Here is a 23592-nt window from a genome sequence, read left to right on the forward strand (position 1 = left end):
CAGGGAGTGATTTGCTATATCCTTCTCAAATGATGTCAGAAAAGAAATATGTACTTCTGTCAACGATAAGGACAGAAGATTTGCCTGCCTTTATGGTATGATACTGTTCTGCAGAACGCTGTCGGAGGAGTATATATGCTTCCAGAGCGAAAGCAGAACTTCCGCAGAGCTTTTCCGTGAGCTCTTCAGTGCGGTCTTTAAAAAGGAGATCGCCGTCGGAGAGCATATACGCAAGAACGGTACAGTTCTTCATACCTGTGAGATCGAAGCCGAAACAGCTGAGGCTGTTTTTGTGAGATACAGGCTTTCCAAAGAAAATAGAGCCATTGATTCCGAGATTATTGCCACCAATAGTCTCGGAGTTTTTACAGCAGGAGTTTTTCTTGCCTGCGGAAGTGTAAACGATCCCGCCAAGGAGTATCATCTTGAATTTGCCTGTCCCGAGGAAGGGCTTGCGGTACAGCTTGCGACACTTCTGGGAGACATCGGCGTGACCGCAAAAACTATGCTTCGCAGAGGTCAGCATATAGTTTATATCAAGGGCAGTGAATCGATTGAGGATACGCTGACCTTTATCGGTGCGCCGCAGTGTACCCTTGAACTAATAAATACCAAGATATACAAGGATATACGCAATAAGGCCAACAGGATAGCAAACTGCGACGCCGCAAATATAGACAAGGTAGTCAAGGCGGCTATGAAGCAGATAGAGGACATAAAGCTTATCGACAAGGTCATCGGCCTTGAAAATATTTCACAGGAGCTCAGAGAGGTGGCGCAGCTCAGGCTTGAAAACATAGACATGAGCCTCCAGGAAATAGGAGAGGATCTCAGTGAGCCTATAAGCCGTTCGGGAGTAAATCACCGTTTCAAGAAGCTTGCAAAAATGGCTGATGAGATACGCGGCGGAGGTGGAGCGAATGAGAAATGACGAGTTTGTTAATCTTCACGTTCACACCGAATACAGCCTTCTTGACGGTGCGTGCCGTATAAAGAAGCTGATTGAAAGGGTAAAGGAGCTCGGACAGACGGCAGTTGCCATAACAGATCACGGAAATATGTACGGCGCCGTAGAGTTCTGGAGTGCTGCAAGGGCAGAAGGCATAAAGCCTGTTATCGGCTGCGAGGTATACGTTGCAAGAAGAACAAGGCATGACCGTGAACCTAAGCTGGATTCTTCGCCTTATCACCTTATACTTCTCTGCGAGAACAATGAGGGATACAAGAATCTTGTAAAGCTTGTGTCTATTGCAAGTCTTGAAGGCTTTTACAACAGACCGAGAGTGGATCTGGAGCTGCTGAAGAAGTATCACAGCGGCCTTATATGTATGTCGGCCTGCCTTGCCGGAGAGATACCGAGACTGCTTGCTGACGGTCATTATGACGCTGCAAAGGAGACTGCTCTCAGATACCGTGATATATTCGGTGAAGGCAACTACTTTATAGAGATCCAGAATCACGGCATAAAGGAAGAGCTTAAAATACTGCCTCTTCTGTACAGGCTTTCTGCCGAAACGGGCATTGAGCTTGTAGCTACAAATGACTGCCATTATATAAATAGGAAGGATGCTCAGATGCAGAACATCCTTATTTGCATACAAACGGGTAAAACCCTTGACGATCCCAATGCTCTGCGCTTTGAGACAGAGGAGTTCTTTGTTAAATCCGCAGAAGAAATGGCTGAACTCTTCAAAGGTCATGAAGAGGCGGTCACGAATACGGCAGCTATCGCAGAAAGATGCAACGTCGAGTTTGAATTCGGCAATATAAAGCTTCCTAAATTTACAGTGGATGGCATAACCGATAATAAGGAATATTTCAGAAAGCTCTGCCGTGAGGGTATGGCTGAGAGATACGGTGCCGAACCTCCCGAAAAAGTAAAGGCTCGCCTTGAATACGAGCTGGATGTAATTATAAAAATGGGCTATACGGACTATTACCTTATTGTATGGGACTTTATACACTACGCAAGAGAGCATGGTATACCCGTAGGCCCCGGACGAGGTTCCGGTGCGGGAAGCCTTTGCGCGTACTGTATAGGTATCACAGGTATCGATCCTATAAAGTTCAATCTTCTTTTTGAACGCTTTCTAAATCCGGAACGTGTCAGTATGCCTGATTTTGATATTGATTTCTGTATTGAAGGCAGACAGAGCGTAAAGGATTACGTTATAGAAAGATACGGCAAGGACTATGTTTCGGAGATTATCGCCTTTGATACGCTGAAGGCAAGAGCGGCAGTCCGTGATGTCGGAAGAGTCCTGGGAATGTCATATCAGCTCTGTGATAAGGCTGCCAAGGAGATAGATACACGGATGACTCTCGATGAAGCCATGAAGGAGTCCGAAGAGCTTGAGTCCATGTATCATACAGACAGAGATGTCCGCAGACTTATAGATATTGCAAGACAGCTTGAAGGTATGCCGCGTCATGCCTCCACTCATGCGGCAGGAGTTGTTATATCGGCGGTACCGCTCAGTGACCTTGTACCTCTTCAGAAGAACGATGAGACCGTAGTTACTCAGTACACAATGGGTGTTCTTGAATCACTGGGACTTCTGAAAATGGATTTCCTCGGCCTGAGAAACCTTACTATAATAAGGGATACCGTAAACGAGATTAGACGCACTGAGCCAGATTTTGACATTGATTCTGTTCCTACAGACGATGCCGGTGTATATAAAATGATGACAGCCGGCGACACAGAGGGAATCTTTCAGTTTGAAAGCGAGGGTATGACAGCGCGTGTCATGGAGCTTGCACCCGAAAGACTGGAGGATCTTATAGTCATAATATCTCTTTATCGTCCCGGACCTATGAAGTCAATACCTGTTTATATTGAAAACAAGAAGCATCCCGACAAGGTCACCTATAAGCATCCGCTCCTCAGGGAGATACTTGAGGATACCTACGGATGTATGGTCTATCAGGAGCAGGTTATGGAGATCTGCCGCAAGCTTGCGGGATATTCTTACGGACACGCAGATATTGTACGCCGTGCCATGGCCAAGAAGAAGCATGATGTCATGATGAAGGAACGCGAGAGCTTCGTTAATGGTGCCTCTGAAAACGGTGTTTCGGAGGAAACTGCCAATTCGATCTTTGACGAAATGGTCAGCTTTGCTTCATATGCCTTCAATAAATCCCACGCAGCCGCATATGCTTATCTTGCATACCAGACTGCATATCTGAAATACCACTACCGCGGTATATATATGTCCGCCCTCATGTCAAGCGTTATGGGAGTAAGCTCAAAGCTTGCGGAGTATATTAATTCATGCAGCGAAAACGATATAGAGATACTCCGTCCCGACATAAACAGGAGCAATAAGGGATTTACCTATGCTGACGGGAAGATGTATTTCGGCCTTCTTGCTATAAAAAACGCTGGAAGCGGACTTGCGGACAGGATAATAGGCGAGCGTAATGAAAACGGCTCCTATAAGAGCCTTCAGGATTTCTGCGAGCGCGTTTCTGGAAGAGAACTCAACAAAAAAGCTCTGGAAAATCTCATAAAAGCGGGAGCCTTTGACGGCCTTGGACTTAACAGGAGACAAATGCTCGAGAGCTACGAAACTATCATGGAAATGACAGGAGCAGGCGCCAGAGGAGTTATTGAGGGACAGCTCAACTTCCTTGAAGGAACGGATACGACTGAAATGAATATACGTATCCCGTATAAGCAGGAATATGATCATAAGACCATACTTGCACTTGAAAGAGACGCTACGGGTATGTACCTGAGCGGACACCCTCTATCTCCGTACAGCTGGCTGGCGGAAATAATGCACGCTCGAAGCATCGGCAGTATCGTTGAAGACAAGTATATAAAGGACGGAGTGTCGGTAAAGATCCTCTGCTCTGTGGAAAGTTCAAAGCTGCATATGACCAGAAACGGCGATAAAATGTGCTTTGTGACCTTTACAGACCGCACAGGGGAGATAGAAGGAGTTGTGTTCCCTGATTTATTTATGCTGAACGGCTCAAAACTGACAGAAGACGCGATAGTTCTTGTAAGCGGCAGGATCTCCGTAAAGGATGACAGGATTACCGTTATCTGCGGCGCGATAACCGCAGAAAAAGAGTTTGACAGGCTTGTCTCGAATATGAAGCTCTGTATAAAGACAAGCTCGGCAGATGCAGCCCTGAAGCCAGAGCTTATACAGCTTTGCGGCAGATTCAGCGGTGATACTGCGGTCTGCTGCTATCTTACGGATATGAAAAAGACGGTTATACCCCGTAGCAAGCTTTCGCTGAAAATAACGGAGGAGTCCTTTGAAGCGCTGAAAAATATATATGATACTTCGCAGATAGGGCTTATATAATTACTGACTTAAATATTTTTAACTTTCTGCGTGAAAAATTCGGAATATACTTGACATTTTTCTGGCAAAGTAGTAAAATATAAGAGTATGGAATTATGACGCAGAAAGCCTGCGTGTTAAACAATATATGCTTATGCAGAATGGAGAATATGTATGATCAAGAAAATCGGTGTTTTAACAAGTGGTGGAGACGCACCCGGAATGAATGCCGCAGTCAGAGCAGTTGTAAGAGCTGCCCTCAGCAAAGGCATGGAAGTTTACGGTATCCGCAGAGGATATGTTGGCCTTTTAAACGGTGACATCATTAAGATGGACGAAAGAAGCGTTTCAGATATTATACACACAGGCGGTACAGTTCTTTATACTGCAAGATGTCCTGAATTCAGAACACAGGAAGGCGTTGCAAAGGGCAAGGCAAAGTGTGACGAACTCGGTATCGAAGGACTTGTAGTTATCGGCGGTGACGGTTCATTCAGAGGCGCTGCAGACCTTTCTGCACAGGGAGTTCTCTGTATAGGCCTTCCCGGTACTATCGACAATGATATTGCCTGCACAGATTACACCATCGGTTTTGATACAGCTATGAATACAGCTATGGAGCTGGTAGACAAGCTTCGTGATACATCTCAGTCACATGACAGAATCTCCGTTGTTGAGGTAATGGGAAGAGGCGCAGGTCACATCGCTGTTAATACAGGTATTGCCTGCGGAGCTACTGACATTATCACAAAGGAAGTTCCTTATGATATAAATGCTATTGCAAATACAATGCTTGCAAAGAAGGCAAAGGGCAAGCAGAACTTTGTAGTTATCGTAGCAGAGAGCGTCGGACATTCTCAGGAGATCGCAAATATGCTCCAGGAAAAGACAGGTATCGATGCAAGAGCTACTATTCTCGGTCACGTACAGAGAGGCGGTTCACCGACAGTAAGAGACCGTGTTGAGGCTACAAGAATGGGCTATTATGCAGTTGAGCTTCTTGAGCAGGGAATCGGCAATCGTGTTGTTGGTATCAAGGACAGCAAGATCGTTGATTACGATATTCAGGAAGCACTTGCCATGCACAAGGAGTATGACGAGAAGCTTCATCATATTGCTGAAGAGATCGCATTCTAAAGAATATCATATAAAAGCACCTGTTATAACAGGTGCTTTTTTTATCGGAAGTCGGAATAGATATTTTTTTCGGAAAGGGAAGTGGAGTACTCCCAACGGTCGATATGGGCGCTGTTTATGAAGTATTTTAAGGGAGTTTGCGGTGAACAGTCGCATACATCCACTATTATCAGCTTTATCTTCATTTTATCGGGGATAATGGTTTTTATGTAGACGCTGACACTATCCCCCGGGACTATACCTTCACGCGGCTCTGCAAGACCTGCAAGATTTGGCGTAAGCTCGATGAAGATGCCGTATTCCTCCACGGAGCGGACTATCCCGGGAACAGTTTCACCGGGGCTGAATAATGCGGCATTTTCCGACCATGTGCCGAGAAGCTCTTTATGTGTGAGATATATCCTGCCGTTAACGTTTGCGTTTACTATAACTTTTATGAGCTGCCCGGTTTTAAAACGGTCGGAGGGATGGACTATACGTGAGACCGACATTGTGTCTATGGGCAGCAGGGAGGGAAGTCCGCATCCTATATCCACAAAGCTTCCGAATTTTTCATGATGAGTAACTCTTGCTTCTATTATATCTCCCGCGGCAAGCGAAGATATGTATTCGGCTGCACATTCTTCCTGTGCAGCTTTTCTCGACAGCTCGGCTGTAAGCTCGTTATTCTCCGAAAGATACAGCTGTTTGACCTTAAAGCAAACAATTTTATTAACCCTCGAGATGAGAGCAATATCCCTTGTACTTCCTTCCTTAATACCTTCAGCACCGTCTATGCGTCTGATTATACCCTTTGCGCAGGGCAGGTCTACAATAAGGTCATGAGAATTTGTGCACATCAGGGCTCTTGCTTCAAGTATTATCCCTTTTTTAATAGCTTCGGTAAGTCCTTCGGGAGTGGCGGTAAGCCGTTTATTCTCTTCTGTATCAATGATGCAGCCTTCAGGTCTGTATTGCATGTTTGTACCTCCGTTTTCGTTAAATACTCTTGTATTCAATCCTATTCAGATTTAACCGGAGATATGCTACTGCGCAAATCTTATATTAAGTCCGCCCATTCCGTTAAGAACGGCTATTACATTATCTACGGCAGCGCTGCCGCATATAATACAGGCTGAGGTCTTTCGGTTCCGTGCAGGCTCGGGGATAATGTCACGCGATGCGGGGGACTCCATGACTGCGGTAAGGAAGTTGGTATGAGTATTGTAATAGGTGGGGATAATTGTGAACGAAGTCGCCCTTCCAAGGCGTTTTGCACGTTCTGAGATGGGATTATAGATCATTTTTGCGGAATAGACGTAATCCACACTTTCCTTTATACGCTTTATTGCGTATTCTGCAAGTTCGGGAGTTTCAAATTCGGCGGTCACTCTTGATAACATATATTTATCCTTTCTGTTTTTTTGTATGTGTTCAATATGTTTAATTGGCGGTTTTTATTATTTTTCACCAAAATGAAAAAAATATACTTCTAAAATATTGATTTGAGAGCCGATTTAGGGTATAATAAAAATGTTCGATTTTTATTATTGCCCCGAAAGGAGGTCAGCACTTTGGATATAAGACCGGGAGATATTCTTACCATGAAGAAAAATCATCCCTGCGGAGGCAACGAAATGTTCGTTATTCGTGCAGGAATGGATTTCAGGCTCAGATGTGTGAAATGTGAACGAGAATTTATGGTAGCAAGGAATAAGATCGAGAAAAGTATCCGAAGTGTCAAGCACGCTGACGAGGGATAGCTGTCTGCAACAGTATTTGTAACATTTTTAGCATTAAGGAGAATACCCGATGTTTGAAAAACTTGCAGTAATGGAGCAGAAGTATGAGGAGTTGAGCCGTAAGATCTCGGATCCTGATATTATAAGCGATAATAAGCTGTACGCTCAGCTTATGAAGGAGTATAAGAACCTTACTCCCATAATCGAGAAGTACAGGGAGTATATGAAGGCAAAATCATCCTTCGACGAGGCTAAGGAGCTACTTGACGGGGGCGGCCTTGATAAGGATTTCAAGGAGATGGCTCAGGCAGAGTATGATGAATCCCGCGAGCTTATGGAAGCTCTGTCACAGGAGCTGAAGATACTTCTTCTGCCTAAGGATCCCAACGATGATAAGAATGTAATAATTGAGATAAGAGGCGGCGCAGGCGGTGAAGAAGCTTCACTCTTTGCTAATTCCCTCTATCGTATGTATACCATGTATGCGGAAGCCAACGGCTGGAAGCAGGAGGTGCTCAGTGCTAATCCTACGGAGCTGGGCGGCTTTAAGGAAATAAGCTTTACTATCGAGGGAGAGGGAGCATATTCCCGCCTGAAGTATGAGAGCGGAGTCCACCGTGTACAAAGAGTTCCCGAGACTGAGTCTCAGGGAAGGATCCATACCTCGACGGTTACCGTGGCTGTACTTGTCGAAGCAGACGATGTCGAGCTGGACATAAATCCAACGGATCTGAAAATAGACTATTTCCGCGCAAGCGGTGCAGGCGGACAACATATAAATAAAACAGAATCCGCTGTAAGAATAACATATCTGCCCACTAATGTTGTGGTGGAATGTCAGGACGAAAGAAGCCAGCATAAGAACAAAGATAAAGCAATGAAAATTCTGCGCTCAAGGATCTACGAAGCTATGCAGGAGGAGCACGACGCAAAGATCGCATCGGAAAGAAAAATGCAGGTCGGTACAGGCGACCGTTCCGAGCGAATAAGAACTTACAATTATCCGCAGGGACGTCTTACGGATCATCGTATCGGTCTTACCATATACAGACTTGAGGACATCCTTAACGGAAATCTTGATGAAGTATTTGATGCGCTTGCTACTGCCGATCAGGCTGCCAAGCTCGCAAATCAGGAAGCGTAGTTTTTATGGATACAGTTTTACTGAGTGATAATGAGACTGACCTTTTAAGAGCGGCAGAATTTATAAAAAACGGTGAAATAGTAGGTATACCCACAGAAACGGTGTACGGTCTCGGCGCCGACGCTTCCAATGAAGCGGCTGTGCGAAAGGTATTCGAAGCCAAAGGCAGACCTGCCGATAATCCGCTGATAGTTCATCTTGCGGATTTTTCTCAGGCAGTTGAGTATACTGAAAATATCCCGGAGCTTGCCTACAGGCTCGCCGAAAGATTCTGTCCCGGACCGCTTACAATGGTACTGCCGAAGAATGACAGGATACCTATGATAACATCAGGCGGCCTTGATACAGTCGGTATACGTGTTCCGTCTCATCATGTCATGCACAGGATAATAGAGCTTTGCGGCAGACCTATTGCTGCTCCGTCAGCTAATACGTCAGGCTATCCAAGCCCTACATCGGCAGAGCACGTCATGCGTGATATGAATGGCAGGATCTCAGCCGTTGTTGACGGTGGAAGCTCGGAATTCGGTGTTGAATCAACTGTTATTTCCATAGAGGACGAGAATACCGTAAGAATACTGCGTCCCGGATGTGTGACCGAGGAGATGCTTGGTGAGATATGCAGCAAGGTCATTATTGACCATGCTATTCTCCACGAGCTTGAAGCAGGCCAGAAGGCTGCTTCACCGGGTATGAAGTATAAGCACTACTCTCCCAGAGCGGATATCGTCATGGTGGAGGGGAAGCTTGACAGCTTTATCTCCTATGTTGGAGATCATAACGGCGATGGAGTTTATTCGCTTATTTTTGATAATGACAGGGATATTTTCCCATACAGATATATGACCTATGGTGAAAACAGTTCTCAGCAGGCACATCTGCTCTTCCAGAGGCTTCGTGAGCTTGATGACATAGGTGCAGAAAAGGTCTATGTGCGGGCTCCGAGACCTGAGGGTGTCGGACTTGCCGTATATAACCGCCTTATCAGGGCGGCTGGATTCGAGGTGATAAGGATATGAACAGTCTTAACGGTGTCATGGTCGTCGGACTTACAGGGCAGACAGGTGCTGGAAAAAGTACAGTATCCAAGATATTTGCATCTAACGGCTTTGCAGTCATAGATGCCGACCAGGTGGCGCGAAAGATAGTTGAAAAGGGAACCAAGTGTCTTGACGAGATAGCTGATTTTTTCGGCCAGGGCGTCATTAATGAGGACGGTACCCTTAACAGAAGAGCCCTTGCGGGTATAGTATTTTCTGACAGATCAAAGCTTGAGATGCTAAACACTATCTCATATCCTTATATAACAGGAGAGATCCTTCGTCAGATAAGGGTTCACTCTATGAAGGGCGAGAAGCTTATCCTTCTTGATGCTCCTACACTTTTCGAAAGCAGAGCAGACGATTTCTGCGAGATCATAATATCTGTACTTGCTGATGAGGATATACGCGAGAAGCGTATTATTTCCCGTGACGGACTTACTTCTGAGCAGGCAAGAAAGAGAATGAATTCTCAGCTTGATGAGGAGTTCTTCCGCAGCCATTCCGACTATATAATACATAATAACGGAAGTATCGATATGGTCAACGGCATCTCATGGGAGGTTTCTGACAAGATCAGGGAGCTCTTCAAGGAGAAACAGACTCCTGTTGTGAATGTGCAATAACTCAGCAAAATGCTGTGCTATAATTTTTCTGCGAAAGGAGCATACACATAATGGCAGAAAAAAAGGATGCTGTAAAGAAGCTCAAGGAAAAGCTTCTCGTGCAGCGCAAGAACGCTTATCATCTTATTTCGGACAAGGAACTGAAGGCCTGCGACAAGTTCTGTGAGGACTACAAGGACTTTATGAATAAGGCGAAGATAGAGCGTGAAGCAGTTATTTATTCTATAGAACTTCTTAAAAAGAAGGGCTTTGTAGAGTATAAAAACGGAATGAAGCTCAAGGCAGGGGATAAGATATACCGCAATAACCGCGGTAAATCAGTACTTGCAGCTATCATCGGTACAGCCCCCATTGAGGAGGGTGTAAGGCTGTGTGCAGCTCACATCGATTCTCCGAGACTTGATCTGAAGCAGAATCCTCTTTATGAGGACACTGAAATGGCTCTTTTCAAGACCCATTATTACGGCGGAATAAAGAAGTACCAGTGGACTACTATCCCTCTTGCACTTCATGGCGTTATCATCAAGGCAGACGGTACAAGTATCGCTGTAAATATCGGAGAGGACGAAAAAGATCCTGTTTTCGTTGTAACAGATCTGCTTCCTCATCTTGCAGCAGCGCAGATGCAGAAGCCCATGGCTAAGGGAATAACAGGAGAGCAGCTGAATCTGGTTATAGGTTCTCGTCCTTTCAAGGACGATGAGGAAAGCGGCTCTGTAAAGCTTGCTATATTAGATCTTCTCTTCGAGAAATACGGTATAACAGAGGCTGATTTCATTTCCTCAGAGCTGGAAGCTGTTCCTGCTTTCAAGGCGAAGGATGTAGGCTTTGATAGAAGTCTCATAGGTGCGTATGGACATGACGATAAGGTTTGCGCATATCCTGCACTGGCAGCTACTGCTGAATGCAAGAAGCCGAAGCATACCGTCGTTACAGTTCTTACCGATAAGGAAGAGACAGGAAGCGACGGAAATACAGGTCTGAGATCTTCATATCTTCAGTATTTTATCGCTGATATTGCTGAGGCATTAGGCTCAGACGCAAGAACAGTGCTTTCTGCTTCCGAGTGCCTTTCAGCGGATGTAAATGCAGCATATGATCCCACTTTCCCTGAGGTCAATGAGCGCCTCAACAGTGCATATATCAATCACGGCGTTGTAATAACCAAGTATACAGGTGCCAGAGGAAAGGCAGGAACCTCAGATGCTTCTGCTGAGTTCACAGGACGTATCAGACGTCTTATGGATGCACATAAGGTAGTATGGCAGACAGGCGAGCTCGGCAAGGTAGATGAAGGCGGCGGCGGAACTGTCGCAGCTTACATTGCGAATCTTAACGTTGATACAATTGATCTGGGAGTTCCCGTGCTTTCAATGCACGCTCCCTACGAGATCGTATCAAAGATCGATACTTATATGGCATATAAGGCTTTTGAAGTATTTATGGATGACTGAGTTAAAGGCTCCGCGTTATGCGGAGCCTTTTATTTCCAAAATACTTCGATTTTGTTGCGGAATTGTAAATTGCTTACTTAAATAATCAATAATAAATAATATATATAAAGGAATTGATTTTTTATATTTGCATTATATGGGCGACTATGCTATAATAACTTATGGAAAGTCATTCTTTCATAAATGACAATCTCATATCCCCTTATTAAGAATGAGAACCTCCCCCCTAATGGCTCTCATTCTTTTTTTCGCCAGAAAAAACCCCGATCAAAGACGGAAAGCCGTCTGATCGGGGTATAATTATATTTCAAGACCTTCGACCTTGTCTGCATATTCGAAAACAGTTCTGATACAATCGGATATAAGAGTGCTGTTTTCGCTGGCTTTTCTGTAAATGATCATATCACGGTTGAGATTATTTGCATATGAACACTTTCTTAATACAAGATCATTGTACTTGAGTACACGCTGCGACATGGGAGATACCCACATATAAGCATTCTTTACTGTTTTGAGCATACTTATCTGAGTTCCGCGGTCGTAGATAAAGATACGCTTTGTCGAACGCTTATCATCGTAGTCCTGATTTATGGAAGCTCTTCTCATCATTTCAGGCTCATCGTCTCCATGGATTATCTCGGGATAATTATAGAGAAGCTCATACGGAATATCCTCATACTGTGCAAGAGGATGATTCATATTCATGACCACCTGGAGAGGGAACTCCATAATAGTTTTTCCCACTAGGTTTCTCGCCTTCAGACGGCTTTCGATCATATCGGCGTAAGTACTTGGGATACGGATAAATCCGATATCGTATTTACCTGCACATATATCCTCCATGACCTTAGCAGTGCTGGTCTCCATTACGTGGACTTCGATCTTGTCAGTTTTTTCCGAATAATCGCTTATGAGTTTTCCCATAGCTGAAGTAGCGTATGTGGAACGAGCTGCAGCGACTTTGAGCTTTAACTCGTTTTCGGGTGTCTGCGCATAGTCTCTTTCAAGACTCTGCATTTCATCGACAATGGTCTGAGCTCTTGCAAGGAACTCCTCACCTTCAGGCGTAAGTATCATTCCGTTGGGAGAACGGTTGAATATCTGTATCCCCAGAGAAGCTTCGAGCTCCTTTAAAGCAATACTTATATTCGGCTGAGCCTGATACAGCTTTTTAGCCGCTTTGGTAATGCTTCCTTCTCTTGCCACAGCGATGACGTATTCAAGCTGCTGAATTTTCATAAAACAACCTACCTTTTTATCTATGTCTTTTTGTGCTTAATATTATATCACTTTTTAGCTTAAAAATCAAGACAAATATTGCGATTAATTTATTTTTCCTTCCCATTCTTTTATTCTTGACTTCATTTCATCTATTCCGAGTATACCATAGGCAAATCCCTTCTTAACAAGAACTTCCGGAAGGAACTCGTCGTATTTTTCAAAAACAGGTACTTCTCCGGGATAGATGAGCTCCATGGGATCGAATTCCTTTTCGGCTTCCTCATTTAAAACAGCGAAAAATTCCTGCGGAGAGACTTTCATCGTGAACTGTATATAGTACGGCCGTGATGAATCCATCCCGCGCAGGCCCAGTCTGTCGGCGCATTTCAGTTTGAGAAAACGCTCCATAGCAAAAAAGGCATAGGTTCCCAGCCACGGGAACAGGCACCACATATTTCCGCCGAGACATATGAGCGGAGTTTCAGTCAATCCGCTGTTACGGGAAGTAGCCCTTGCCTGTTTAAGTCTTCCTACTGCATTGTTCATAAGATACGGGTAGCTTTTGTCCTCGCGGAGTACTTCACGCATACGCAGCAGTATTTTTGTATTAATATCACCGGGACAGTCTCCGAAGTATGCGGGGACTTTTCCTTTTATCTGTTCACAGTATACAAGTCTGCGCTTATGATCTACTTCCTCGACTATCCATACGTGACCGGCAATAGCGATCTTTTCACCTACAGGAGGCGGCATGACAATAGTACCAAGCTCCTGAGAACCCCATCTGACGGTATATTCTTCGTTTTCCTGGAAAACGGCATAGAATTTGAAGCTGTTGACTATACGTTCACCTGCAAGACCTATGATAAGTCCGCCTTCTTCAGTGAGCTGTATATGCTCTATTTCAAGGAGGTGTCTGAGAAGAGTCCTGTAATCCGCACTGGTAATGCGGTGGAAGAACTTCAGGGATAGGACCTTTGATGCAAGAGCCGCAGGTGTAAGCTCACCGCAGGAGGCAAGAGTGCTCATTGTCTGGTGGTAAAGCAGGCTGAAAGGCAGCCTGTCCAGCTTAGGCGGTTCTACCCAGCGTTCTTCAAGGTAGACCTGTATCAGAGCGATTCCCTGTATAAGCTTCCACGGTACAGTCTCCGGGAGCATAGAACGGGGCTCGGGAAGCTCCTCACGGATAACGAACCACATTTCGGGAGGCAGATCACGTCTGCCTGTACGTCCCATTCTCTGCAAAAAAGAGGAAACGGTAAAAGGTGCGTCGATCTGAAATGCTCTTTCGAGTCTTCCGATGTCTATTCCGAGCTCAAGAGTAGCCGTAGTGCAGGTAGTCATGAACACATCTTCGTCTTTCATGGCCTGTTCGGCCGTCTCACGGTATGCAGCCGACAGGTTTCCGTGATGGATAAGGAAGCGGTCAGGCTCGTGTCTGGCTTCGCAGTAAGAGCGGAGCGTAGTGGTCACAGCTTCACATTCTTCACGGGAATTTACAAAAACAAGACATTTTTTTCCTCGTGTATGCTCAAAAATATATGCCATGCCCTTGTCGGCGTGTTCGGGAGCAGTATCCGTCTTTTCGTCAAGGGCTGAAATGGCATCGGAGTCAGTTTTTTCATCAGGCATATTTTGCTGACTGATATAGAAATGCTCCATAGATATACGCCATCTTGTGCCTTTGTTTTCGATTTTGGGTATCACTGTGCCCCTGTTTGTGCCGTAGGACAGGAATTCGCCTGCAGCACTGGGATCGCCTATGGTAGCGGAAAGACCTATCCTGCGCGGATCAGCTCCTGCCATTCTGCAAAGTCTCTCTATAAGGCAGATAGTCTGACCGCCGCGGTCTCCGCGCATAAGAGAGTGTATCTCATCAATGACGATGAATCTAAGGTCACCGAAAAGTTTTGGGATAAGGGCGTGTTTTCTCAGCATCATGGCTTCAAGAGACTCGGGAGTGATCTGAAGTATGCCCGAAGGCTTTTTCAGCATTTTATTCTTGTGTGACTGAGCCACATCTCCGTGCCAGTGCCATACGGGGATATCCGCCTCCTCGCATAGATCGTTCAGACGCATGAACTGGTCATTTATCAGAGCTTTCAGCGGACCTATGTAGATCGCGCCAACCGAACGCGGCATATCCTCGGAAAAGAGTGTTAGTATAGGGAAAAAAGCAGCTTCTGTCTTGCCAGATGCGGTTGAAGCGGTCAGAAGTACATTTTGATCGGTGTTGAAGATAGCATCACCTGCAGCAGCCTGGATCGCTCTGAGAGATTCCCAGTTGCTGCGGTATATATAATCCTGTATAAATGGTGCATAGCGTTCAAAAATACTCATAATCGGTTACCTTAGATCTCAAATTCGGCGTATTCATAAGAGACTTCCACACTTTCTTCGGCAGCAGGCTTTGAAAAGTCCATTGAGCCAGAAGAAATAAACTCACATATATTTATAGCCGGATTCTGGAAGATTATATCCAGAAGCTCTATGAAATCGCGTATTACCTCTCGGGGAGTTATATGGCTGTCAGAACCTATACGCCCGAATTCAAGCTGTATGAAACGTATCATATCCTCCTGAGTGATCTTCTGCTGGTAATCAAAGAGAACAGCGTGTATATCTGCGAGTTTTTCGGTCAGGACCAGCATTTCCTCATAGGTGAGGGGAGAAAGGTGTATAACGGGTGCCAGCATATCCTTTATGCCTTCTCTTCCGAAACGTCCTTCCGCAAGTCTTGAACGGAGCGCCTCATAGCTGTAGACTCCGCGGCGGTTGTCCTCTATGCACTGAGGAGTTCCGCCCATAATTATCCCCATGTACTTTGCCTTCCCCTGAAGGGTATCATTGTACATTGTAAGTATTTTTTCATAGTTGTACTGTCTGGTGATACTATTTGGTATCTTGTAGATATTAACGAGCTCGTCTATGAGGATGAGCAGACCGTTGTAGCCTGCCATTTTGAGAAACATGGCAAAAAGCTTGATGTACTCATACCAGTCGTCATCGGTAATTATGATGTTTACTCCGAGTTCGGCTTTGGCTTCGGTTTTTGTAGAGTATTCTCCTCTGAACCATTTTATGACCTTGGCCTTTTCTTCGTCGCTGCCGTTTATCGAAGCTCTGTAATATATAGTCAGAAGTCTTGCAAAATCAAAGCCGTGAACCAGTTCATTCAGAGTATTTATTACCTCGTATATCTTCATTTCAACAGCCTTTTCAAACCCGGGAGAGTCGGGAGAAATCCCTGATGAGGCTGCTGTTTCTGACTGGACACCGCTTATCCAACGGTCAAGTATAAGTGTAAGAGCTCCGCCGTCAGGCCGGGTTTTGGTGGACATATTGCGGATAAGCTCCTTATATGTTGAAAGTCCCTGACCTTTTGTGCCCTGAAGTCGCCGTTCTGGTGAAAGATCAGCATCGACTACAACAAAATTCCTGTCCATTACATGGCTTCTGATAGTCTGAAGCATAAAGCTTTTTCCGCTTCCGTATTTTCCGACGATGAAACGGAAAGATGCTCCGCCCTCGGCGATAATATCCACATCATGGAGCAGGGCATTTATTTCAGCTTCTCTTCCTACAGTTATATAAGGCAGGCCTATGCGCGGAACAACGCCGCCTTTAAGAGAATTGACAACAGCAGAGGCTATTCTTTTTGGGATTTTCATATTTATACTCCTTTATAGCGGAAACATACTTTTCAGTTCTTCGGTATAGTCATCTATAAGCTCAGGGGCGTCAGATGAAAAATCAATTACCGTATCGCCGAATGTATCATACAGCTTTTCATTTATGGAATCGGAAAGTATAGACGGCAGAACGCCGCATTTTTCGGCTGTCTCTTTGGGATCAAGACAGTAGAGCAGAGCCTTGAGAAAAACGGTTTCATCATTATTGAGAAGAGAAGGTTCTGCGGGCGGGGCGGCAGGCGATGCAATGTTCTCGGGCTCTTCAACGGGAAGCTCTTCATCGACTATGAGCTTGTCACGTGTCTTATCGGCGGAGATGCGTATAGCCGACAGCTTTGAAAGGTCGATCTCTATTTTCAGAGCTTCCTTCTTATGTTTTTCCTCATAATAGCTGGCTATAACGTTCTGTATCATTTTCAGGACAGTCTTGGAGATGCCGTCGCAGCTTATTTTGTGCCTGAAATCAGTTTTTTCACGCATAAGGCTGTCAACAGCCTTTACAATGTCGCCGAGTTTACCGTTTCTGCCGCGGCTGCCATAGTATTTCCTGCATTTCCATTTTCCGTTCTGACAGGTAAAGCTGTGTATTTCGTTGAGTTCATATGTACAGCTGCGAAGAGACTGTCTGTCGTAGAAAATGGCTGATGCGAACATATTATAGGAACATTCCGTAATATATCCGAATAACTTGTCGCAAAGAGAATTCTTTCTTTTATCGCGGAAAAATTCCGCCAGTGTGATATAGCATCGTGTCAGTACTGCCCTGAAATCCTCAGGAAAAGCACTGTAGAAAAGAGATTTTTCGATCCTGTACGCAGAAAGTGAAGATAAAGCAAGATATATATCATCATCGGAATACTGATCCCAGTGTATAAGCGAGAGCATATTCCTGTCAAAGTCTATATCATCAAGGAAGGCAGCTTTTTCAGGAGAAAGACCGTAGTATACAACAAAATCCGACATCCATACGTTTGTATAGCGTGTTATGCTGTCATCCTCCAAAGAATACTGGTCACAGAAAAACTTCAGCTTGTCGAAGCATTCATCAGGAGATCCGTAACCGATACAGTTTATCAGTTCATAAAGATAAATATAAACAAAGGGGAGAGGAGCTTTGGCTACAATGCCGTTTCTGATATGGGAGCGCCACGTAAAATATCCGCGGAGCTGTTCAGTGGATAAGTCCCTGTATGAGGGATAATACTTCACAAAATCGTCGGCGAATGAAAAATTATCCTCATAATCCTCCATGAACCTGCCCTGATTATAGAAGAGCCAGGCGGAGGTTTTCCAGTAGGCCTCTGGAGTAAAGGCGAGACCTTTCATTTCTTTTATTTTATCGGGAACAGAGGGGCGTATCAGCTGTGAAGCCGTTCTTATTATCGGTTCATCGGTATACACGCGATCCTTGAAAGCACGGCTGTTTAGAAGCTTTTCATCGTGAAGGATATGATCGAGTATTTCTTTTGTATCCGACATTTTCACGCCTCCTTTTTCTGAATATCACTTTTTATTATAGCATAAAAAAAAACTCGTGTCAAACGATTGTTCGATTTTTACTGCATAAAAATGCTGCCGGGATTTTTCCCGGCAGCAGGCATATTATTCAATGCGTTTTGTCTCATTACTCTCAGGAACATCGTGACCTGCAACATCGATGATATTCCCGGAAGCTGACACTCCATCACCGTTACGCTGCTTTATTACGTAAACGATGTAGAAGTTGAATGCGGCAAAGAACAGGCAAACAACACCTGTGATTATCCTGATGGCCATATTCGGCTTGAACGGGCTGAACATCAGGAAAAGACCTGCTATAAGCATTAGGATACCGAACACAAGCTGGAAGATCTTAAGTCCCTGTGTCAGGTCCTTGTTTTTTGCTTTCACTATCTGAACAATAGCGATGATGGTGAGTATGATACCTGCGATAGTTGATATGTGAGCACTGACAAGCTTAGGAAGTGACATTATCAATAGACCGATTGCGGCACCTACCATAGCAGCAGGAGTAAGCGAAAGACCGTCGCCGCCTCCCAGACTTCCGAGAACTGTAAAGAGGCTGCCGATTATGACTATACCGCCTACAACGTAAAAGAACCATGTGAGGATACCCGGAAAAAATGTGAGCACTACACCGCATATTGTAAGCAGAACACCTTTTATTGTATAACCTGAACTGTCAATTTTCATCATATCACTCCTATCTCAGAACGTTTATATATTTGTAAATGAACTTATGCCAGATATCGGCTCTGTTAAAGATAGTCTCGGAAATACTGTCAATCGTATCATTGCAGAGCTTAAGCTCGTCTTCCGTGGGCTCGCCCTTGCCGAAGCAGGTTCTTAGAGCTATATCGGTGAGCTTTTCAAAGTTGCCCTTCTTGAAGTATATACCGGCAAACCCGTTTTCTATCTCTTTTGCAAAGGTCGTGTAGTTTCCGTGGTCGCTCTTCAGTTTCTTGGTCTCAAGAAGCTTTTCGGCGTATGAATACATACTTCTGATCTTGTTTTCAGCCTTTCCGCTGTTGAATTTTCTATCTCTGATCCTTAGTATAAGATATCTTCTCAGCAGCACAAAGCCGATGAGAGCGAGGATACTAAGTAAGACGAGGAAGATGTCTTTTACTGCATTGGGAATATGGAAGCCTTTTCCGTTTCCGTGTCCGAAGCCTCCGTTTCCGGCTGTTGTGACTGTATTGCTCTGATCTGAAGTTGTTTGTATTTTAGTAGTGGTGGAATTGTTGCTGTTTGATGAATTTGAAGCCGTAGTTCTTGTGGTCACGGCGGTGGTTGCGCCTGTAGTTTTGGCAGTAGTTGTGACAGCAGATGTAGGTTCGGTATTGATCTCGCGTGAGCTGTAACCTGCGGTGAACTCAAAAGGGATCCAGCCAATGCCGTCAATGAATACCTCTGCCCATGCGTGACTGCGGTTGTCCTTTACGTCAATTTCAATAGTACCGTCGGCATTACGCTTTGAAGCGGTTTCAATGTCTTTCTGTACTACAACGTAGCCTGTTGCATATCTTGCGGGGATGCCTGCCATTCTGGCAAGCATAACACCTGCGGTAGCATAATGGGTGCAATATCCCTTCTGGTTTTCAAGAAGGAAATAATTGACGAAGTCGCGGTTTGAAGGATTCTTTCTAGGATAAAGAGAATATGTGCAGTCCTGCTGCATTTTGCCTCTTATATCATAAAGGACTTCGATCTTTCTTTCAAGAGAACCGTCATTCTTTGAAATAATGTCCTTGTAAGCCTCTCTTACTTCGTTCATTTTCGGATTATCAGGAACAGTAAGATAATTATTGTATACGAAATCCTTGTAGCTGTTATGCAGAAGCTCTGTCATGAGAATATCTCCATGCTGATCGATATATTCCTTATCAGCAGGTATATCGAAATCGACGGGGAAGAAGTCGTCGTAGCTTATGAGATTGTTCTCCTGGCAGTATGAAAGAATCTTTTTACTCCACATAGGATCCCTGATCTCGGATGCGGAGTAAACCTCTCTGTGATCAGCGCCACCGCTCTGACTATTTATGAGAGCCTGGAAAATACCTTCGGTGCCTTCCTGCAAAAACATATAAGAGGACACGCCGTTCTGCGGCTCTACCGGAGCGATGGTAAGATCGCTGTTGTATGCTATATCACCGAAATTCTGTGTATTATATGGGGCATAGATCTGCTTGGATTTTCTTGTGCTCGGCTTTATCCATACAGTAGCCTGGACCGCGCTGGGATCGATCAGTCTGATAAACTGTCCGCTGAAATCCTGCGGGTGGATGCCGTAGGTGTCAAAATCATCAAAGATCTTGTCATTATAAGCCGAAGCAGGCAACTTGAACCATTCGTTATTCTTATATATGGAGCGTACGTTGCTTCTGAGGTAGATCGCACCGCCTGAGTAATTCTTTATGGTGAGCTTCAGGTCGGTAACATTTTTATAACGGACATGGTCAACAGTACCCAGCTTATAGTTTTCGTATTCAAAATCAAAACCGAAAGCACTGCCGAGATTTGAAAGGCTCTCAGCCAGATTATCGAAGGAGAAGTCGTTCATAGCCTCGGTAATATCGCGGCGTTTCTGATCCAGCTTTTCGCTTCTTTTATAATGTGTGAGCTTGAGTGTTGCGTAAGAGCAGCCTGCAATGGCAACAACGCAGGCAACGATAAACATTCCGCATCTTTCCGTGACCTTCAGCTTCATATGCCGCTTCGGGAAGAAAAGATCGTTTTTTCTAACGAATCCGCTCTGACCGCCTGAGTATTCTCCCACATCTATGGTGGACATAGCCAGCAGGGCGAGCCAGAATGCGATGCAGAGTATTCCCCAGAATACAGGCACCTTTATACCGTTATACATTCCTATCTCAAGGACAGGGAAGGTAGTGATAAGCGGCAGAACAGGATTAGGTCTGCATATAGTAAAGAAGAATATTACTATTGCCAGAAGCCAAATATAGAAGAAAAACAGCGTGGTTACTGCCGGGACCTCCAATTTATCTTTTAGTCCGTTGTAGTATTCTATCTTTGAGTGATAGGCGTCCTTATATATAATATTGTATATGAACTTGAAGCCCATAGCGATCTTAGCAGATTTTTTATAGGCTGAAATGACAAATAAAACAGCAGAACCCGCATATACCCAAAGAGCCTTGCGTCCGATAACTGCAAGTGCAAGGTACAATACGGCAAAACCAACAGCTGCTGCAGCGACTGCTCTTGAATTGTAATGGAATTTGAACATTCCAAGGAAGGCCATGATAATTGAGACATATCCTATCAGGGCGATGGCAGCGGAAAAAGGCTTACGATAGTTGGCGTGCTTCCGCTTGACCGACATTACAATACTGTCGCTTATTGTAATTCCGTTTTTGTTTTGTACATTCTTTCTTTTCATTATATATCTATATCCTTTATCGAGGCTGAGATCCTGCCTACAACAACAGGTATGGTGCTGAGGTTGGAATAGCCTGAACTGAACTTCGAAATATCATCGACAGAATTGATGATGATAACTGCATTTTTGAAATCCGCGTCGATATTGTCTTCGATATGATCCAGTACCTTGGTATCATAGGAAGAAGAGATAAACGTGAATGACGCATACGACAATAACGGATTTTCCGCAAAGTACACATCGGGAGGCTGACAGAACATATCGTCTCTGACGGAAGCGATGAGTTCGTTGATAAGATAAGCCAGATCCGAAGGACTGCATATATTATATTCCATAAATCTGCTCTGTGTTGCGTTGAAGAAAATAACAGAGTGACCTCTTTCGTTTTCTAGAAGGAACTGAGAGAGAGAAATAACAGATTCCACAAGGGTATCAAATACGGGAAGCGTCATTTCACCGTCGTTGTAGCATTTAAGGTCGAGAAAGATCGAACAGGGCACATCTATGGGGAGACTGTAGTCCTTTACGATGAAATCATCTTTTTTGGAGCTGAGCTTCCAGTGGATCCTGTTGAGCTTGTCGCCTTGGTTGTACTCTCTGAGGTCGAATACCTCCGAGGGATCATCTCCTGGCTTGTGCTCAGAGAAAATATCGCTTTCCTCGTTAACACGGTCGGTATAGTGAACTATGCCGCCGATCTCATGAGCTTCGGGAGTAACAGTTACTTCGGTATAGATATTCCTGGCTGTCTTGAAGCGGAATATCCTCAGCGGATCATATATATTTAAATAGGAAGAGCGTATTTTCAATATGCCGCAGAATTTTGAACTGAGCTGAAAGGTTATCCTCTGGGAATTGCGTGACTGTATGGGAAGATAAAGATCAAATGACGAGATCTGATTGCTGAATATATTATAGTATTCGATGTGAGCCTCGGCTTTTCCTATGGGGAAAATGCTTCTGTTTGTCACTACGAGCTGAACAGGGAAATCCTTGTTCTTCGGAACGCTCTTGTCCTTTACGGCAAATTCTACTGTAATGAGCCGCTTCGTAATATATGTAGTTATAAACATTATAATAGGAAGGACTGCCATTACGATAAGAAGTATGAGAGCGAAATCCCATACATATAATATGTAGAAGCAGAGACATACTATTATAAGTATAATAAACAGTATCTTTGTCAGTATCATGGTACCGCCTTATTTTTCACCGATTCCCGGGACCGGAACGGATCTCAGTATTTCGGTGATGACGTCAGATGCGGAGGTGTCTGAAAGCTTTGCCTTGGAATTGAGCATAATACGGTGTTCAAAAACGTCATTGCATATATAGGATATATCCTCGGGAATAACGTAATCGCGTCCCATTGCAACAGCAATACCCTTAGAGAGCTGCATAAGGGCGAGTGTACCACGGGGGCTGACACCGAGCTTGAGCATAGGATGATTACGGGTTGCTGCTGAAATGGAAACGATATATTCATAGATACGGTCATCAACATATATACCTGATATATACTCCTGAAGCTCTGTAATAAATGAAGCGTCTGCAACGGGCTTGACAGATTCAAGAGGATTATCGCTGTGCTTTGCCTTCAGGATAGAGACCTCACCGTCAAAATCGGGATAACCCATACTGAGCTTTATCATGAAACGGTCAAGCTGTGAATCGGGGAGGTTGTGAGTACCTGCCGAACCGATGGGGTTCTGAGTAGCGATTACCGTGTATGGCTCCGGGAGCTTGTAGGTGTTTCCGTCAACGGTGATGCTCTTTTCTTCCATAAGCTCGAGCAGAGCGGACTGTGTTTTGCTCGATGTACGGTTGATCTCGTCTGCAAGGAAAAGATTGCAGAAGGCAACGCCGGGACGGAATTCAAATTTTCCGTTGCTCTTATTATAAACAGAAAAGCCTGTTACATCTGAGGGAAGGACGTCCGGTGTGAACTGCATACGGTTATGCTCAAGAGAAAGTGCTTTTGAGAATGCAAGGGCAAGAGTTGTTTTACCAACGCCCGGTATATCTTCAATAAGTATATGTCCCTTACACAGCATAGCAAGCAGTGCTTTGATGATGATAGCGTCCTTGCCGATGACGGCTTTTTTTACCTCTGCGATAACAGAGTTTATTTGATTTGTATAATACGTTTTGTTCATAATGACTCTCCTGTAAAATTGTTTATACTATATTATTATAGCATTTCAAGCGGATTTTTGCAATAGTCATTTGTATATTTTTACAATATGACATTGTAATTTTTTAGTTACCATTTATAAAATATATGGTGATGAAAAAGCATGAATTTACGTTAAAAAGTCGACTTTCGACAGTTTTTTTGACCGTAAAAAGC

General features: G+C 44.4%; 18 protein-coding genes. 8 read left to right on the plus strand and 10 right to left on the minus strand.

Annotated features, from left to right (window positions below; genetic code table 11):
* Positions 1–16 precede the first annotated feature (16 nt).
* From whiA to pfkA, 3 genes are all read left to right on the plus strand, one after another.
* A complete protein-coding gene (gene whiA / locus RF007C_RS07395; RefSeq protein WP_037298760.1) occupies positions 17–931 on the plus strand; it encodes a DNA-binding protein WhiA in 915 nt (304 codons plus the stop codon).
* A complete protein-coding gene (locus RF007C_RS07400; RefSeq protein WP_037298763.1) occupies positions 921–4325 on the plus strand; it encodes a DNA polymerase III subunit alpha in 3405 nt (1134 codons plus the stop codon). The genes whiA and RF007C_RS07400 overlap by 11 nt, the downstream gene beginning before the upstream one ends.
* A gap of 153 nt (positions 4326–4478) precedes the next feature.
* A complete protein-coding gene (gene pfkA / locus RF007C_RS07405; RefSeq protein WP_019678463.1) occupies positions 4479–5441 on the plus strand; it encodes a 6-phosphofructokinase in 963 nt (320 codons plus the stop codon).
* Positions 5442–5482: 41 nt separating this feature from the next.
* Here the strand turns inward: pfkA and RF007C_RS07410 are convergent, their stop codons facing one another.
* Both RF007C_RS07410 and RF007C_RS07415 read right to left on the minus strand, forming a co-directional pair.
* Positions 5483–6400, minus strand: a complete 918-nt coding sequence (locus RF007C_RS07410; RefSeq protein WP_037298768.1) for a S1 RNA-binding domain-containing protein — start codon at positions 6398–6400, stop codon at positions 5483–5485.
* A gap of 66 nt (positions 6401–6466) precedes the next feature.
* Positions 6467–6823, minus strand: a complete 357-nt coding sequence (locus RF007C_RS07415; protein ID WP_037298770.1) for a hypothetical protein — start codon at positions 6821–6823, stop codon at positions 6467–6469.
* A gap of 171 nt (positions 6824–6994) precedes the next feature.
* On the opposite strand from RF007C_RS07415, the gene RF007C_RS07420 reads away from it, so the two are divergent.
* The 5 genes from RF007C_RS07420 to RF007C_RS07440 are packed head-to-tail and all read left to right on the plus strand — an operon-like array spanning position 6995 to position 11426.
* The gene (locus RF007C_RS07420) at positions 6995–7183 is read left to right on the plus strand and encodes a DUF951 domain-containing protein (RefSeq protein WP_037298772.1); all 189 of its coding nucleotides are present in this window, start codon (positions 6995–6997) and stop codon (positions 7181–7183) included.
* Between the two features lie 49 nt (positions 7184–7232).
* Positions 7233–8306 carry a peptide chain release factor 1 gene (gene prfA / locus RF007C_RS07425; RefSeq protein WP_037298774.1) on the plus strand — a complete coding sequence of 358 codons (1074 nt, stop codon included), beginning with the start codon at positions 7233–7235 and terminating at the stop codon, positions 8304–8306.
* A 5-nt stretch (positions 8307–8311) separates the two neighbouring features.
* On the plus strand, positions 8312–9325 hold the full coding sequence (locus RF007C_RS07430) for an L-threonylcarbamoyladenylate synthase (protein ID WP_037298777.1): 1014 nt from the start codon (positions 8312–8314) through the stop codon (positions 9323–9325).
* Positions 9322–9972: a dephospho-CoA kinase gene (gene coaE, locus RF007C_RS07435; protein WP_019678467.1), complete on the plus strand. Its 651-nt coding sequence runs from the start codon at positions 9322–9324 to the stop codon at positions 9970–9972. The genes RF007C_RS07430 and coaE overlap by 4 nt, the downstream gene beginning before the upstream one ends.
* A 50-nt stretch (positions 9973–10022) precedes the next feature.
* On the plus strand, positions 10023–11426 hold the full coding sequence (locus RF007C_RS07440) for an aminopeptidase (RefSeq protein WP_037298779.1): 1404 nt from the start codon (positions 10023–10025) through the stop codon (positions 11424–11426).
* A 300-nt stretch (positions 11427–11726) separates the two neighbouring features.
* On the opposite strand, the gene RF007C_RS07445 is transcribed toward RF007C_RS07440, so the two are convergent.
* From RF007C_RS07445 to RF007C_RS07480, 8 genes are all read right to left on the minus strand, one after another.
* Positions 11727–12665: a LysR family transcriptional regulator gene (locus tag RF007C_RS07445; RefSeq protein WP_019678469.1), complete on the minus strand. Its 939-nt coding sequence runs from the start codon at positions 12663–12665 to the stop codon at positions 11727–11729.
* An 84-nt stretch (positions 12666–12749) separates the two neighbouring features.
* Positions 12750–14987 carry a DEAD/DEAH box helicase gene (locus RF007C_RS07450; protein ID WP_037298782.1) on the minus strand — a complete coding sequence of 746 codons (2238 nt, stop codon included), beginning with the start codon at positions 14985–14987 and terminating at the stop codon, positions 12750–12752.
* Between the two features lie 11 nt (positions 14988–14998).
* A complete protein-coding gene (locus RF007C_RS07455; RefSeq protein ID WP_037298783.1) occupies positions 14999–16318 on the minus strand; it encodes an ATP-binding protein in 1320 nt (439 codons plus the stop codon).
* Positions 16319–16330: 12 nt separating this feature from the next.
* Complete coding sequence (locus tag RF007C_RS07460; protein WP_037298785.1) at positions 16331–17818, minus strand: TerB N-terminal domain-containing protein; 1488 nt, start codon at positions 17816–17818, stop codon at positions 16331–16333.
* Between the two features lie 123 nt (positions 17819–17941).
* A complete protein-coding gene (locus RF007C_RS07465) occupies positions 17942–18532 on the minus strand; it encodes a DUF308 domain-containing protein (protein ID WP_037298787.1) in 591 nt (196 codons plus the stop codon).
* A gap of 10 nt (positions 18533–18542) precedes the next feature.
* The gene (locus RF007C_RS07470; RefSeq protein WP_037298789.1) at positions 18543–21242 is read right to left on the minus strand and encodes a transglutaminase-like domain-containing protein; all 2700 of its coding nucleotides are present in this window, start codon (positions 21240–21242) and stop codon (positions 18543–18545) included.
* The gene (locus RF007C_RS07475; RefSeq protein WP_019678475.1) at positions 21242–22435 is read right to left on the minus strand and encodes a DUF58 domain-containing protein; all 1194 of its coding nucleotides are present in this window, start codon (positions 22433–22435) and stop codon (positions 21242–21244) included. The genes RF007C_RS07470 and RF007C_RS07475 overlap by 1 nt, the downstream gene beginning before the upstream one ends.
* Positions 22436–22444: 9 nt before the next feature.
* Positions 22445–23398 carry an AAA family ATPase gene (locus tag RF007C_RS07480; RefSeq protein WP_019678476.1) on the minus strand — a complete coding sequence of 318 codons (954 nt, stop codon included), beginning with the start codon at positions 23396–23398 and terminating at the stop codon, positions 22445–22447.
* Positions 23399–23592 lie beyond the last annotated feature (194 nt).

Origin of the sequence: Ruminococcus flavefaciens 007c, assembly GCF_000571935.1 — a bacterium.
Lineage (GTDB): Bacteria > Bacillota > Clostridia > Oscillospirales > Ruminococcaceae > Ruminococcus > Ruminococcus flavefaciens_F.

Excerpts from the sequence above, each read along its gene's own strand:
- RF007C_RS07480 (WP_019678476.1), bottom strand. The coding sequence starts at position 23,398 with ATGAACAAAACGTATTATACAAATCAAATAAACTCTGTTATCGCAGAG.
- RF007C_RS07450 (WP_037298782.1), bottom strand. The coding sequence starts at position 14,987 with ATGAGTATTTTTGAACGCTATGCACCATTTATACAGGATTATATATAC.
- RF007C_RS07440 (WP_037298779.1), top strand. The coding sequence starts at position 10,023 with ATGGCAGAAAAAAAGGATGCTGTAAAGAAGCTCAAGGAAAAGCTTCTC.
- RF007C_RS07465 (WP_037298787.1), bottom strand. The coding sequence starts at position 18,532 with ATGAAAATTGACAGTTCAGGTTATACAATAAAAGGTGTTCTGCTTACA.
- RF007C_RS07430 (WP_037298777.1), top strand. The coding sequence starts at position 8,312 with ATGGATACAGTTTTACTGAGTGATAATGAGACTGACCTTTTAAGAGCG.
- RF007C_RS07410 (WP_037298768.1), bottom strand. The coding sequence starts at position 6,400 with ATGCAATACAGACCTGAAGGCTGCATCATTGATACAGAAGAGAATAAA.
- prfA (WP_037298774.1), top strand. The coding sequence starts at position 7,233 with ATGTTTGAAAAACTTGCAGTAATGGAGCAGAAGTATGAGGAGTTGAGC.
- coaE (WP_019678467.1), top strand. The coding sequence starts at position 9,322 with ATGAACAGTCTTAACGGTGTCATGGTCGTCGGACTTACAGGGCAGACA.
- RF007C_RS07475 (WP_019678475.1), bottom strand. The coding sequence starts at position 22,435 with ATGATACTGACAAAGATACTGTTTATTATACTTATAATAGTATGTCTC.
- RF007C_RS07415 (WP_037298770.1), bottom strand. The coding sequence starts at position 6,823 with ATGTTATCAAGAGTGACCGCCGAATTTGAAACTCCCGAACTTGCAGAA.
- pfkA (WP_019678463.1), top strand. The coding sequence starts at position 4,479 with ATGATCAAGAAAATCGGTGTTTTAACAAGTGGTGGAGACGCACCCGGA.
- RF007C_RS07445 (WP_019678469.1), bottom strand. The coding sequence starts at position 12,665 with ATGAAAATTCAGCAGCTTGAATACGTCATCGCTGTGGCAAGAGAAGGA.
- RF007C_RS07460 (WP_037298785.1), bottom strand. The coding sequence starts at position 17,818 with ATGTCGGATACAAAAGAAATACTCGATCATATCCTTCACGATGAAAAG.
- RF007C_RS07470 (WP_037298789.1), bottom strand. The coding sequence starts at position 21,242 with ATGAAAAGAAAGAATGTACAAAACAAAAACGGAATTACAATAAGCGAC.
- RF007C_RS07400 (WP_037298763.1), top strand. The coding sequence starts at position 921 with ATGAGAAATGACGAGTTTGTTAATCTTCACGTTCACACCGAATACAGC.
- RF007C_RS07455 (WP_037298783.1), bottom strand. The coding sequence starts at position 16,318 with ATGAAAATCCCAAAAAGAATAGCCTCTGCTGTTGTCAATTCTCTTAAA.